This is a genomic window from Paenibacillus sp. p3-SID867, from assembly GCF_025142895.1.
GTDB lineage: Bacteria > Bacillota > Bacilli > Paenibacillales > Paenibacillaceae > Paenibacillus_AQ.
This window is the reverse complement of the sequence record NZ_JAMBDM010000004.1, coordinates 440936-454356: the sequence shown is the minus strand read 5'-3', so window position 1 is coordinate 454356 and position 13421 is coordinate 440936. Positions and strand designations below refer to the sequence as shown.

Below are 13421 nucleotides of genomic sequence, written 5' to 3'. Positions count from 1 at the left end.
AGCATATGAATACAACGAGCAGCTTTCTAACATCAACGGTGCAAGTCATGCCGCCTTCCGGCATCCGGCAATTTTTTAATGCGGCCGAAGCGGACGATGACGTCATTTCTCTTGGTGTGGGGGAACCGGATTTTGTGACGCCTGCATGTGCGATTGAGGCCTGTAAACGAGCTCTGGATCATGGCCGCACGATGTATACGCCGAATGAAGGGCTGATGGAGCTAAGGGAAGAGATTGCGAAATATCTGGATACCGGGTTCCAGCTGCAATATGAACCGTCGAGGGAGATACTGGTCACGGTTGGCGGCAGCGAAGCGATTGATCTTACGCTGCGGGCGCTCATTTCGCCGGGGGATGAAATTATTATTCCCGTGCCGGGATATGTCGCTTATGCTCCTCTTGTGCAATTGAACGGGGGGACTGTTGTTGAACTGGAGCTTTCCGCAGAACATAAGTTCAAATTGACTGCGGATGCCCTGCAGAAGTTGATTACCCCCCGGACGAAAGCAATCGTTGTTAACTTTCCAAGCAATCCGACAGGCGCTGTGATGACCTACGAGGATTGGCTGCCGATCGCCCGCCTCGCGGTTACGCACAATTTGGTGGTGATTTCAGACGAGATGTATGCCGAGCTTACCTACGGCCGCACGCATACCAGCATTGCTTCGCTGCCTCGGATGCGGGAGCGCACCATCGTCATCGGCGGATTTTCCAAAGCCTTTGCCATGACGGGCTGGCGGGTCGGTTACCTCTGCGGCGATTCCCGCCTGGTGAGCGCCATGGTCAAGATTCATCAGTATACCGCGCTCTGCGCGCCCATCATGGGGCAGATTGCGGCTCTCGAATGTTTAAGAAATGGACTCGGGGATCGGGATGTGATGAAGCAGGCTTATGATGAACGCAGAAGGATGTTTGTGCAGGGTCTGACCGATATCGGCCTAAGCTGCCGCGATCCTCAGGGTGCTTTCTACGCATTCCCCAGCATAACCGGAACGGGTCTGGGCTCCCAGCAGTTTGCGGAGCGATTGCTTCGAGAGGCAAAGGTGGCCGTTGTTCCCGGTCATGTGTTTGGCGCCGGGGGCGAAGGCTTTATTCGCTGCTCGTATGCCGCTTCGCCCGATCAATTGAGCGAAGCGCTCGATCGAATGGATCGCTGGCTTAGGACGCATGCAGGTGCTGACCATGGCCTGCACACCTTACAGAATTCTTGAGAGCTTGCGGTAATCGGTAGCGGTAATCCCCTCCAGTCTGCGGAAGATTCGGCTAAAATAATGAATATCCGGGTATCCGACCCCTTCGCCAACCGCTTCGATCGAGATATCGGATTCCCGGAGAAGCCGGCGCGCTTCGCGGTGGCGAACGGATTGCACAAATTCACTTGGCGGCATCCCCGCAAAGCGTTTAAACAATTTGGCGGTATGATCCGGGCTTAACATTAAATGCTCCGCAATCACTTTGTTGCTCCAGTCTTTGGCTGGAGTTCTTTCGATTTGAGACATCAGTTCAATCAGTTTGGCATCGTGCGGTGACGTTTCCGTCAAGGCCTGGGAAGGATGCGTCCGAAGCAGTTGAACCAGCACATCCAGCATCAGCCCTTTGCAGGCAAGCTCATAGCCGGAGGGACGCAGGGTGAACTCCTCCACGATTCGTTCCATCATCTGAACGCAAGGCAGCGGGGGGGTGTATATGACACGGGAAGAGAGCGGGGGAAAAGCGGAGGAAACCGCTTCATGCGCGAATTTATCCGTATCCAGCACGGCTTCATTCACGATCATATCCGCTTCGGTCTGTATGTCCAGCTCATCAAAGAAATCAAAATGAATCCCCAAAAATCGCGCGTCAGGATGGGAGACCACCTCATTCTGGTGGTAAACACCGGACGGCAGGAAGATCAGTTGACCGGCTTCGATGCGATAGCGGTTCCCGTACATCGTTGTAGCGGCTTCCCCTTGGTATACATAGAGCAGTTCAAAATCGTATAACCTGCGCTGCGGGAGTGATCCCGTCGCCATGCGTTGAAACTGCGCATAGTGAATGCAGGGTGACCATTCGCGAAAAGGCGCTTCGCGTTTTATCGGAAAATTGAGGTCCATCTCGCTCATCGTAAACTCACTCCAAAATGTTATTAAGAGATAATAAATAGAACGGAATAGTCCAAATAATCACTTTTCTATCTAAATCATTTGGTGGAATATTTATTTATTATATAAGTATTATTACATCCAAATGGTTTATTTACAACTTGACGGAAAAAGTCAAATGATGCGTTTCTGAAAACGAGTGTTACAACATCAACCTATTGATTCTAGGAGGGATTCACGATGAAGAAAGGGATTAATATCTGGTCGTTCCCGGGAGATGCTTCCATCTCCGACTGCATCCGATTGGCAAAGGAAGCCGGGTTTGAAGGAATCGAATTGTCATTAAACCAAACAGGAGAGCTCGGCCTTCAGGCTGGCGATAAAGAGGTACAGGCCATAACGGAACAGTTGAAAGAGGCCGATCTGGATATCGCGGGTTTGGCAACAGGTTTGTATTGGGAATATCCGATGACCAGTAATGACCAGGCTGTCCGTGAGAAGGCCATGGATATTTGCAAGAAGCAGCTGGAGCTCGCGTCCGCTTTCGGAGTGGATGCCATCCTTGTGATTCCGGGGGCGGTCGGTGTCGATTTTGTTCCTGGTTCAGCAGTCATCGATTACGAATATGCCTACGAGCGGGCTCAAGAATCCATTCGTAAGCTGGTTCCTTACGCGGAAAGCGCAGGCGTTGCCATCGCGATCGAGAATGTATGGAATAAATTCCTGCTGTCGCCGCTGGAATTGCGGACCTTCATCGACGAGATCGGTTCCGATTATGTCGGCTCCTATTTCGACGTAGGCAATGTTGTGCATAACGGTTATCCGGAGCACTGGATTCGGATTTTGGGTGAGCGGATCAAAAAAGTCCATTTCAAAGATTACCGCAGACAGGCAGGCGGATTGCACGGATTTGTCGACCTGTTGGCAGGAGACGTTAATTATCCGGCCGTTGTTGAAGCGCTGCGCTTGATCGGCTATGACAACTATGTTACGGCAGAGATGATCCCGGCGTATACCCACTACTCGGAGCAGATCATATTTAATACATCCAATGCAATGGATGCGATTCTTGGACGTACGCCAACTTTGCGCAAGCCGGATGCCCGCCAGCATCAAGGCCAATCATAACAAGGGATAACGGAGGGAAGAAGGATGCTGAAAATCGGAATATTGGGATTTGGTTTTATGGGACGCATGCATTTCGACAATTATGTTCGACTAGCCGAAGAGGGTGCGGACATCCAGCTGGTGGCGATTTGCGATTTGCGCATCGATGAGCTTAAGGACAGCAAAGCCAACGGCAATATGGCGACCGAGCGTGATGTATACGACCTGGAGCCTTATCATCTGTATGACCATGTGGACAAAATGCTGGAGCATGAAGAGCTGGATATTGTGGATGTATGCCTGCCGACTTATTTGCATGCGGACATGTCCTGCATGCTGTTGGAGCGGGGGATTCACGTCATGTGTGAGAAACCTGTCGCAGGCAGCTCCGAGGAAGCCTGGCGTATGGTAAAAACAGCGGAGCGCACAGGAAAAACGCTCATGATCGGACAATGCCTCCGTTTCTGGCCGGCTTATGAATATTTAAAAGAATGCGTAGAGGACGGTCGTTATGGAAGCATCGTTGCAGGCGAATTCTTCCGGGGATCGGAGCCGCCTCAAGGCTGGTTCCTGGAAGGAGACAAGAGCGGTGGCTGTATCACGGACATGCATGTGCATGACGTGGATATGATTCATTGGCTTATGGGCAAACCGGAGCGCGTATCGACTTTCGCCAAAACGATTATTAAAGGAAGCTCGTACGATATCGTATCCACCCACTACAGTTTCCCGGATGGCAAAGTGATTAACGCGCATGCGAATTGGACGCTGCACGGCGAACACGGTTTTTATATGGGTTACCGTGTGAATTTGGAAGAGGCTACGCTAGTGTTCGAGAATAATGAACTGAAGGTGTACCCTGAAGACGCCCCGGGCTTTACGGCTGAGCTGTCCGATGATTCCGGCTATTATCGTGAACTCCGGTATTTCATTGAGCACGTTGCGCAAGGAGAGCCGGTCACGGTATGTACGCCTGAGAGCGCTGCCGGTTCGCTGGAAATTATTGAAGCCGAGATTCGTTCCGCAAAAGCGAACGGCGCTCTGGAGACGGTATCTGGGAAACAAGTGGTATCTTAAATTTATTCACTGAGTAGGACAATATAAAACGAGGCCAATCAGGTTATTCCCTGATTGGCCTTGTTTAGTTCATGAGTTCACTGCATCCTATTCAAGCAATAGCATTGACATCCTGCAGCAAGAACACTGAATGAATCGTGTACATGTTAAGCTCTGAATGTTTTCAAGAAGTCCACGGCAAGCTTGATATCCGCTTCCGGATTGGCTTTCACTTCACGTTCGATGGTCAGATACCCCGTATAGCCAATATCCTTGAGAGCTTGCAGGTAAGCATTCCAGTTCACGCCGCCTTCGCCAAGCGGCACTTCACGGAACTTCTCGCCCGATTCCGCCATATCGGCAATTTTGTCATGGTCAAGGGCAGGTGCCTCGTATCCGAAATCGCCGTATACATCACGAGGGTCGATATAGTCAGCCAGCTTGATTCCGTCCTTCGCGTGTGTATGAACGATATAATCCTTCAGGTTGTACACACCCTGAACCGGATCGTCTCCAGTGACCATGACCATATTGGCTGGATCAAAGTTAACGGACACACCGTTGGAACCCAGACCATCCAGGAATGATTTCAAATGAGCCGAAGGCTCCGGACCTGTCTCGATGGCAAAGAATGCGTCCATGGACTTCGCGAATGTGCTAAGCTCCAGGCAAGCTTTGTGCATCGTTTCATATACGCGGCTGTTATGATCTTGCGGCACGATACCGATATGCGTGGTGATGATATTGGTTCCCAGCTCCAAGCCGAGCTCCATGATTCGTTTGGATTTCTCGATTTTAGCCGCATTCTCAGCAGGGTCCTGGAAGCCGTGTCCGCCAAGGTCACCCACGAGGGCGGAGATTTCAAGTCCCAGTGAATCGATGTAATCCTTCAATTCTTTTCGCGCCGAAGCAGAGAGGTTGGCCGGATCCATTTCGCCATGAACGGCATAGATCTGTACGCCGTCTGCACCGACTTCTCGGGCTTTAAGAAGACCGTCTCTTACTCCAACCCGAAAGCTGTCAACAATAACGCCAATTTTGTTAGGCATGATAGGCTTCGACATCATAATATCCCCCTTATATCATCCTTGTGTCATCCATCGTCCGTATAACTTAAACCTCATTCCAGGTTTTACGGAGATATTCCAATCCAAACTTAGCTCCCGTACGGCAATCTTCCATCCCTTCGAATTCAATCGAGATGTAGCCGTCATAACCGGATTCCTTCACGATGCGAACGACTTCCGGCATATCGATATCGCCTTGGCCGACAATCGCGCCACGCAGCCAGTTGCCGTTGGAGGTGTTAAACCAACCGGATCCAGGCGCGCGGTGAGCCGGGCGATAATAGAAGTCCTTGAAGTGAACCATCGATGCCAAGCCGATGTTGTTTCTGACAGCCACAGTCGATACCTCATCTGCACAGAGGAAGTTTCCAATGTCCAGGGTTGTTTTGAAGTTAGGGTGATTAACGGTCTGAACCAGCGCTTTGACGCGGTCGCTATGTTGAATGAAATACCCGTGGTTCTCCACGCTTGTTGTAATGCCGCGTTCTGCCGCGTAATCCGCTATGATACGGCATGCATTGGCCAGGCGGGGAAGTTCCTCCAGGAAATGCGTGATGGACAAGTCCTTGGAAGAGCCTACGTCGTGGCGCATCAGCTTAACGCCAAGCGCGGCAGCAATGTCCACTTCGCCTTTAACTCTTTCAATCTCCGCTTCATATGCAGCATCATCCAATTCCGCAAAATTGGCGCCGATGGCATAGTTGGAGATCTCAAGCCCTTTGGAAGCGGCATGGGATTTAATTGTATCGATCAACTCCGGCGTTTCCTTCAGGTTAAAGCCGAGCGGAACGATTTCGATATGCTCTCCGCCGATTTCTGCAACGTAGTCGATGACATCAGTAATGGTCATTTCGCCTTTATTCATGGCCTGGTACAGGCTGTATGAGCTTATTCCAAGTTTCATAAGAGAACCTCAACCCCTTTTTCGGCGGATTCATAGATCCCGCACAGAATCTTCATGATCTCAACGCCGTCTTCCACCGGGCTGAGAGGTGACGTGCCGTTCTCGATGCTGGAAATGAAATGATCAACTTCGCTTTGGAAAGCTGCGTTGAAATCGAAACCTTTGTTGTCCGTTTGAGGCTGGATGTTGATGATGGTATCGTGTTTCTCCGTTACGATGACCACTTCTGGATCAATCTCGAATCCGCCCTTGTCTCCATACAATTTAACGGATTGCAGATTCTCCTTCGAGTGCAGCGTGAAGCTGACGTCCACCAGCAAAGAGGCGCCGTTTTCAAAACGGATCATCGCATTCGCCATATCCTCAACCGTGTTCTTCTCCGCGTCATAGTCAGCCGCTTTGTAGAAGGAGAGGTTGCGAACATTAGAGCGATTGCCCAGCTTTCGGTATGTATTGGCGCTGACGGAAACCGGTTTTGGACGACCCATCATGTACCAACACAGATCAATGACATGCACCCCGATATCGATGAGAGGTCCGCCGCCGGAACGCTCAATGTCAGAGAACCAGCCGCCTGGATTGCCGAGACGACGAACGGAGGAAGCCTTCGCGAAGTAGATCTCCCCGAATTCACCCTTGTCTGCAAACTCGCGGAGCATCTGAGCGTTAGGGTCGTAACGTCTTACGAAGCCGACCTGAAGCAGTTTGCCGGAAGATTTAACAGCTTCCTGTACTTGAAGCGCTTCCTCAACGGTACGGCAGAGAGGTTTCTCAACCAGGACGTGTTTGCCCGCATTCAGTGCCGCAATGCTGATTTCGGCATGCGTATTGTTCCAGGTACAGATGCTTACTGCATCGATTTCCGGATCAGCCAGAAGTTCGTTATAATTGGTGTAGACTTTGGTAGCACCGTATTTTTCAGCTGCACGCTGTGCTCTTTCTTCATTTAAATCGCACACGGCGAGCAAATTCGCGTTCGCATGTTTCTCATAGGATTGCAAATGCATAGCAGAGATCGATCCCGTGCCAATGACGCCAACATTAATAGATTTCATGAGTTCACTCCTCTGAATTTACTGCATTACACTTTCGTATTATAATGCTTTTAGAGGAAGACACCATGATAAACCGTGCTGTTTGTTTGTACAATTGTGCTGTCTTACTGGAAGGAGATCAGAGCATTGGACAAAACACTGCGAGAACCGATGACGATGCCGGATCCTCAGTTTCCGATTAAGGTTCATCGTTGCGAGTTTGATGGCCGGGGACAGGTATTATTTAATCATCACTGGCATGAGCATCTTGAAATTCTATATTTTGTTTCGGGGGAAGCGACGCTGGAATGCGGCTCGTCCACCTTTACCGCCAAGGAAGGCGATATGATCGTCATTAACCGGAATGAACTGCATTACGGCCTCAGCCAGTCGGACCATTTGTTTTATTATGCGCTAATCGCAGACTTCTCGCTGCTGCAGAGCCATTCCCTGGATGCGCCCGAGATGAAATTCATCACGCCGATCACCCAGAACCGGCTGATCTTCGAGAACCGAATCAGCGGGGATGATGCGCTAGCCTCCATGCTGTCTATCATTCATGAGCTGGAACAGCAGGAATTCGGTTATGAGCTGGCCGTCAAATCAGAGCTGTATCGGCTGCTTACGCTGCTTGTTCGAGGTTATGTAGCGACGGTTCTTACCCTGGATGAGTACGTAGAGCGGATGAAGAATGTGGAGCGGTTTGCCCCGATATTCAAGTATATCGAAGAGCATTACCGGGAGGATTTATCAGTGGAGCTCCTATCCGGCATGGCGGGTCTCAGCCGCTTTCATTTCAGCCGGCTGTTCAAGGAGATCAGCGGCCGGACCGTGACGGAGTATGTAAATGAGACGAGGCTCAACCGGGCGGATTATCTCCTTCGCGAGAGTCCGCTTACCGTATCCGAAATCGCGGCTGCGACCGGGTTTAATGATATTTATTATTTCAGTCGAACCTTTAAGAAATATAAAAGCATGGCTCCATCGGCTTTACGGAAAAAGTGAGAATCGGCTTTAACGGTTCTGAATAGGCTCCATGTAGACATAAGTATAAAAGCAACCTATAATGAATAATCATATTTATTGCATAAAGTGGCGGAGATAACGGAGAACCCTTTTGCTTAAATGCGTACTGTATTTGGTATGCATTTTTAGCAGAAGCGGTTCTTTTTTTGAAATTTTCTTATGATGGAATAGGTTCCTTATTTTAAATTCAGAGAGGAGAATGACAGGTGGACACAAGCTTATCCGCCAAGATGCGGACCCAATATTTGCAGGACATGTCGGCAAAAAAGCTGGATGTGCTGGTGATTGGCGGGGGTATCACGGGTGCGGGAATTGCTTGGGACGCCAGCTGCAGAGGGATGAGCGTCGGATTGGTGGAAATGAATGATTTTGCTTCGGGAACGAGCAGTAGATCAACGAAGCTGATTCATGGCGGTCTTCGGTATCTGAAGCAAGGAGAGATCGGCTTGGTACGTGAGGTGGGTTCTGAACGGGCACTGCTTCACCGGAGCGCTCCGCATCTGGTGGAGCCTATTCCCATGCTGCTCCCAATTTATAAAAAAGGCACTTATGGTTATCTTGCCAGCGCGATCGGATTGTATCTGTACGACTGGCTGGCAGGAGTCAAACGCAGCGAACGTCGCAAGATGTTCCGGCGCGAGAGAACCTTGACCCTTGAACCGCTCTTTCGAAAGGAGGGATTGAGAGGTTCCGGTTATTATTATGAATACCGAACTGATGATGCTCGATTAACGGTGGAAGTGATGAAGTCTGCAAGGGCCAAGGGAGCGCTCATCGCGAATTATGCCAAAGCCCAGGAATTCATGTATCGAGGAGGAAAAGTAGTAGGAGCTCAAGTAGAAGACCAAGTGAGTGGAAAGACCTATACGATAAACGCCAAAAAGATCATCAATGCCGCCGGGCCATGGGTGGATCAGGTCAGGCTCAAGGATAATTCGCTCAAGGGAAAGCGCCTGCTCTTAACAAAAGGCGTTCATCTGGTGGTGGATCATGCCAAGCTTCCCATACGGCAGGCTGCTTATTTCGATGTCCCGGGTGGCCGAATGATTTTTGTCATTCCAAGAGAGGGCAAGACCTACATCGGAACGACTGATACCGTTTATGAGGGGGCGATTGAGACGCCTGGTATTACCGAGGAGGATCGGCGATATCTGATCGATGCGGTGAATCATGCTTTCCCGGAGTCAAGGCTGGGACCGGACGATATCGAATCCGGATGGTCGGGCTTACGGCCGCTCGTCCGTGAGGAAGGAAAGGGTCCTTCGGAAATATCGAGAAAAGATGAGATGTTTATATCCGATTCCGGTTTGATCACCATTGCTGGCGGAAAGCTGACCGGATTTCGGAAAATGGCCGAAAAGGTAGTGAATCTTGCAGCCAGACAGCTTCAAGACGCCGACGGCACCATCTATCCTCCTTGTACGACGGATCGGGTTCCCATCAGTGGGGGCGACCTGAACGGCTTTACCTATGAGGAGGTTCAGAAGAAGTTGATCAAGCAGGGTGAATCCCTTGGTATCAGGCCTGAACACATTCTGAGCCTCATGAACAGGTACGGCTCCAATACGATGGAGCTGATGAACCGGGTCGCTGCCTCTTCGCAGGAAGCGGAAACGACCGAACTTCGATTGTTACGTGCGGAAATCGAGTATTCCATGGAATATGAGATGACGATGACCGCAGTCGATTTTCTGTTAAGAAGAACGGGCTGGTTATTATTTGACAGGCAAAAAACCGAGCGGACCATTGCTCCCGTCATGAGGCTGATGCGTGAATATTTAGAGTGGAATCAAGAGGAAGTCGACAGGCAATGGGAGCTGCTGCAGGATCAATTGCAATTGGCATGGGGCGTGGCGGAAGGCAGCAGGATAGAACGGTTTACGGATCTGCCGGATTGGGAAGACGTCGCAGGATCGCGTTCCGACCAGGAAGCCGGGCATTCCTCCGTCGTGTCGGCGATGAATCGATAGGGATCTTATTTATCAGGATCATCTTGTCAAATGTAAAATGTGGATGTAGTATAACCATATAAAGTTATAGAGCTGGGCAGAGATGATGAGAAGCCCTTTGCATAACGAGAACTTTCATTTGTGATGAATGAAGGCTTTTTCAATGCAAAGTGCTTCTCATTTTTTTGTATCCGCATGGAACCGCTTGTCCAAGGACTAAAGGGGATGACACCGTCATATGTATACTTTACGGATGGGGACTGTGGGTCCATAACAGAACTGATCTGGCCAGAACATGTCCAATTTACGTATACGGGCAAAATTACAGATTGAACATGCAGAGGAGAACGAAACATGGATCATTATTCAGGGTATATTTTTGATTTGGACGGTACGATTTATCTTGGGGCTGAGGCCATTGATGGTGCGGTGGAAACCATTCATTATTTGCAGGGACTGGGTAAGAAACTATTGTTTTTGACCAACAAAACGATAGATTCCAGGGAAAACTATTTGAAGAAATTAAGGAAGCTTGGCATCCAAGTTGAGCTGAACAACATATTGAACCCTGCGCTCGTTACGATTCATTATCTTCAGAAGCATCATCCGGGCGCAAACGTGTATGTCATTGGCGAGGATATATTGAAGAATGAGCTGCTGGACAATGGAATACGATTCGCCTCAGCGCCGGAGGAAACCGACGTTGTGGTTGTATCGTGGGACCGGGATTTTCACTACCGCCATCTTGATTTTGCATATCAGGCGATTAAACGGGGTGCGGATGTGATTGCCACCCACCCGGATCGAACATGTCCGATGCCTGGCGGCGATGTCCCGGATTGCGGCGGCATGATCGGTGCCATCGAAGGCACCGCCGGCATTACAATCACGACCGTCATGGGCAAGCCCTCCGTCTTGACGGCATTAACAGCTCTTGATATTTTGGGAGTGAAGGCCGAAGATTGTCTGATGTCAGGGGATCGGCTGGAGACGGATATCAAGATGGGAAATCAGGCAGGGATGAGTACGGCGATGGTGCTGACCGGCGTATCGAGCAGGGACGATCTGATGGACAGCAGCGTGAAGCCCACCTATGTATTGAATTCGGTCTACGATATTTATCTCAGCGGTACTGCCGTGAAGCAGGCAGATGAAGCAAAGTCATGAGCATGAACAAAAATATGCCGGGGCAACGGGAGAATTGGAGATGTTGCGGCGGCAACGAGGTGAAGACATGAAAACCAGTGTTGAAGGTGCACAACGAATTTCGTATTGCTTGAAGCGTAAGCCCATTATTACTTCATTAATGAATGCCGATGAACTCCCTGCTGTGCTGGCGACTGAATCGAATATCGTGTTTATTCTCAAAACCGATATTTTTATCATCGAATCGATCGTTGAACAGATTCGGGAGGCGGGCAAGCTCTCGTTTGTGCATTTTGATCTGATTGAAGGGATCGGTAAAGACAAAACGGGGGTTAAGTATTTAGCTGAAAAGGTGGGCATTGACGGTATTGTCACGACAAAAAACACGGCGATTGTAGAAGCGAAGAAACTGGGGTTGTTGACGGTCCAGCGTCTGTTTGTATTCGATTCCGTTTCGCTGGACAACGGGATCAAGATGATTAAGGCCTCCAATCCGGATGCCATTGAAGTGCTGCCGGGCATGGTGTGTCAGCGGATCATGGAACGGATTCGTGCAGAAGTGGACGTGCCCGTCATCGCTGGAGGACTCATGATCGATTTGGAGGATTTTGATACGGCTTTGAAGAGCGGTGTAATTGGCATATCCACCTCCAGCAAAGAGCTATGGCGCTGGCAGGATGAACATATGGTATAGCGAAGAGCCGCCTTACATGACAAAGAGGGGTGGAGATTAGGGAATGGATGTGTTTCAACTGGATACGCAAACCATGCTGATGCGGCTGCTGTTCGCTGCATTGCTTGGCGGTTTAATCGGTTGGGAGCGGGAACGCAGAAATAAGCAGGCCGGTTTAAAAACCCATCTCTTGGTGGCTGTCGGATCAACGCTGATTATGCTGACTTCCATTTACGGTTTTGATTCTGCACTGATTAATCATCCCAATGCGAGGTTTGATCCTGCCCGGCTGGCGGCACAAGTTGTAAGCGGTATCGGTTTCCTTGGTGCCGGGGCTATATTGCGGCGTTCCAATCATATCATCTCAGGTCTTACCACCGCGGCAACTCTTTGGGTGGCGGCTGCTATCGGTCTAAGTGTGGGCTCCGGTTTTTACTGGCCGGCGATCATAACGACGGCGATCGTTCTGGTCAGCACGCTGGTGTTAAATAAATTGGAATCGAAATTTCTTTTTATCAAAAAGTCAGGCAGCTTGAAGATCATCATTGAGGCCGGAGACCGTCCGGTTCATGTGAGTACCATTACCGAATTGCTGCAAAAGGCCAATATGACGGTGGAAGGCATGATCGTGAATAATGACACGACGGAAGACGATTCGACCAAGGTGACGATGGAATTCCGGGTGTATTCTTTTAACAGCAAAGGAATTAACGGATTATTCGAGCAGTTGTGGCAGGTAGAGGGCATTAAGCAGGTTCGCATGAACTGGCGGGATTAAGGGCTTCTTGTATGGATTGATGAGCAAAAATGTTACATGATCAGCTCCTATGATTGGACCCAGCATGCTGTACAGGGCTGAGCCCGGGTGGACCCGGGCTCAGCTTTTTTATGTATGTTTTCTATGGGGCGGCAGTTGTATTCAAGGTCGAGCTTCCTAAGGCCTCTACTCGAGGACTGTCAAAAGTCGAGATGCTTCTGGCAATCAGGAATTGGGCCGCTTAATAAGTGGTCATAATCCAGACGTTCGAATAGCGGATATCGGCAACAGTCCCGATAACAGAAGATAGTGAACTTTAGAGGCATGGGGCGGGAATTGCCGATAGGCAAACAGGATGATGAGCCACATCGGAATGAGTTTGAACAGGAGTTTCACGAGCAAGGGCTCGGACGGAATGAAGAATATATAAAGCAGACTCATGATCAGGATGATCAATGGCAGCACGTATCGTTTCAACTATAAACCTCCCCACATAATGTAATCTTCATGTTTAGACAATTCTTCTTACAGCGTCCCAATCCCTCTTTCTAATCTTTCGCATGAAAAAGGAATGTAAAGCAAATAATGGAGTTAACTTGAGCTTTGAAGGATGGGGGTACC

At 49.7% G+C, this 13421-nt stretch carries 13 protein-coding genes; 8 read left to right on the top strand and 5 right to left on the bottom strand.

Annotated elements, in window-relative coordinates; translation table 11 throughout:
* Positions 1–5: 5 nt before the first annotated feature.
* The gene (locus M4D81_RS11225) at positions 6–1211 is read left to right on the top strand and encodes an aminotransferase class I/II-fold pyridoxal phosphate-dependent enzyme (RefSeq protein WP_071223160.1); all 1206 of its coding nucleotides are present in this window, start codon (positions 6–8) and stop codon (positions 1209–1211) included.
* Here the strand turns inward: M4D81_RS11225 and M4D81_RS11220 are convergent.
* A complete protein-coding gene (locus M4D81_RS11220; RefSeq protein WP_071223159.1) occupies positions 1197–2102 on the bottom strand; it encodes a helix-turn-helix transcriptional regulator in 906 nt (301 codons plus the stop codon). The two genes, M4D81_RS11225 and M4D81_RS11220, sit on opposite strands and share 15 nt — an antisense overlap.
* Before the next feature lie 219 nt (positions 2103–2321).
* On the opposite strand from M4D81_RS11220, the gene M4D81_RS11215 reads away from it, so the two are divergent.
* On the top strand, positions 2322–3209 hold the full coding sequence (locus M4D81_RS11215) for a sugar phosphate isomerase/epimerase family protein (RefSeq protein ID WP_260066272.1): 888 nt from the start codon (positions 2322–2324) through the stop codon (positions 3207–3209).
* Positions 3210–3233: 24 nt separating this feature from the next.
* On the top strand, positions 3234–4265 hold the full coding sequence (locus M4D81_RS11210; protein WP_260066270.1) for a Gfo/Idh/MocA family protein: 1032 nt from the start codon (positions 3234–3236) through the stop codon (positions 4263–4265).
* A gap of 146 nt (positions 4266–4411) precedes the next feature.
* On the opposite strand, the gene M4D81_RS11205 is transcribed toward M4D81_RS11210, so the two are convergent.
* The 3 genes from M4D81_RS11205 to M4D81_RS11195 are packed head-to-tail and all read right to left on the bottom strand — an operon-like array spanning position 4412 to position 7270.
* Positions 4412–5308, bottom strand: coding sequence for a sugar phosphate isomerase/epimerase family protein (locus M4D81_RS11205; RefSeq protein ID WP_194543927.1), 897 nt, complete (start codon positions 5306–5308; stop codon positions 4412–4414).
* 49 nt (positions 5309–5357) lie between these two features.
* On the bottom strand, positions 5358–6215 hold the full coding sequence (locus M4D81_RS11200) for a sugar phosphate isomerase/epimerase family protein (RefSeq protein WP_260066268.1): 858 nt from the start codon (positions 6213–6215) through the stop codon (positions 5358–5360).
* Positions 6212–7270 (bottom strand): Gfo/Idh/MocA family protein, encoded by a 1059-nt coding sequence (locus tag M4D81_RS11195; protein WP_071223154.1) that lies wholly within the window; start codon positions 7268–7270, stop codon positions 6212–6214. The genes M4D81_RS11200 and M4D81_RS11195 overlap by 4 nt, the downstream gene beginning before the upstream one ends.
* Positions 7271–7396: 126 nt before the next feature.
* Here M4D81_RS11195 and M4D81_RS11190 point away from each other — a divergent pair, with 126 nt between their 5' ends.
* The 5 genes from M4D81_RS11190 to M4D81_RS11170 all read left to right on the top strand — a co-directional run bounded on the left by M4D81_RS11190 (position 7397) and on the right by M4D81_RS11170 (position 12821).
* The gene (locus tag M4D81_RS11190; protein ID WP_260066266.1) at positions 7397–8254 is read left to right on the top strand and encodes an AraC family transcriptional regulator; all 858 of its coding nucleotides are present in this window, start codon (positions 7397–7399) and stop codon (positions 8252–8254) included.
* Between the two features lie 227 nt (positions 8255–8481).
* The gene (locus M4D81_RS11185) at positions 8482–10245 is read left to right on the top strand and encodes a glycerol-3-phosphate dehydrogenase/oxidase (protein ID WP_260066264.1); all 1764 of its coding nucleotides are present in this window, start codon (positions 8482–8484) and stop codon (positions 10243–10245) included.
* A gap of 333 nt (positions 10246–10578) precedes the next feature.
* Positions 10579–11391 carry an HAD-IIA family hydrolase gene (locus M4D81_RS11180; RefSeq protein ID WP_260066263.1) on the top strand — a complete coding sequence of 271 codons (813 nt, stop codon included), beginning with the start codon at positions 10579–10581 and terminating at the stop codon, positions 11389–11391.
* A 67-nt stretch (positions 11392–11458) separates the two neighbouring features.
* Positions 11459–12064, top strand: a complete 606-nt coding sequence (locus M4D81_RS11175; protein WP_071223375.1) for a glycerol-3-phosphate responsive antiterminator — start codon at positions 11459–11461, stop codon at positions 12062–12064.
* Between the two features lie 43 nt (positions 12065–12107).
* On the top strand, positions 12108–12821 hold the full coding sequence (locus M4D81_RS11170) for an MgtC/SapB family protein (RefSeq protein ID WP_071223150.1): 714 nt from the start codon (positions 12108–12110) through the stop codon (positions 12819–12821).
* A 231-nt stretch (positions 12822–13052) separates the two neighbouring features.
* On the opposite strand, the gene M4D81_RS11165 is transcribed toward M4D81_RS11170, so the two are convergent.
* Positions 13053–13277: a hypothetical protein gene (locus M4D81_RS11165; RefSeq protein ID WP_071223149.1), complete on the bottom strand. Its 225-nt coding sequence runs from the start codon at positions 13275–13277 to the stop codon at positions 13053–13055.
* Between the last annotated feature and the right edge of the window lie 144 nt (positions 13278–13421).

Excerpts from the sequence above, each read along its gene's own strand:
- M4D81_RS11225 (WP_071223160.1), top strand. The coding sequence starts at position 6 with ATGAATACAACGAGCAGCTTTCTAACATCAACGGTGCAAGTCATGCCG.
- M4D81_RS11220 (WP_071223159.1), bottom strand. The coding sequence starts at position 2,102 with ATGAGCGAGATGGACCTCAATTTTCCGATAAAACGCGAAGCGCCTTTT.
- M4D81_RS11215 (WP_260066272.1), top strand. The coding sequence starts at position 2,322 with ATGAAGAAAGGGATTAATATCTGGTCGTTCCCGGGAGATGCTTCCATC.
- M4D81_RS11210 (WP_260066270.1), top strand. The coding sequence starts at position 3,234 with ATGCTGAAAATCGGAATATTGGGATTTGGTTTTATGGGACGCATGCAT.
- M4D81_RS11205 (WP_194543927.1), bottom strand. The coding sequence starts at position 5,308 with ATGTCGAAGCCTATCATGCCTAACAAAATTGGCGTTATTGTTGACAGC.
- M4D81_RS11200 (WP_260066268.1), bottom strand. The coding sequence starts at position 6,215 with ATGAAACTTGGAATAAGCTCATACAGCCTGTACCAGGCCATGAATAAA.
- M4D81_RS11195 (WP_071223154.1), bottom strand. The coding sequence starts at position 7,270 with ATGAAATCTATTAATGTTGGCGTCATTGGCACGGGATCGATCTCTGCT.
- M4D81_RS11180 (WP_260066263.1), top strand. The coding sequence starts at position 10,579 with ATGGATCATTATTCAGGGTATATTTTTGATTTGGACGGTACGATTTAT.
- M4D81_RS11175 (WP_071223375.1), top strand. The coding sequence starts at position 11,459 with ATGAAAACCAGTGTTGAAGGTGCACAACGAATTTCGTATTGCTTGAAG.
- M4D81_RS11170 (WP_071223150.1), top strand. The coding sequence starts at position 12,108 with ATGGATGTGTTTCAACTGGATACGCAAACCATGCTGATGCGGCTGCTG.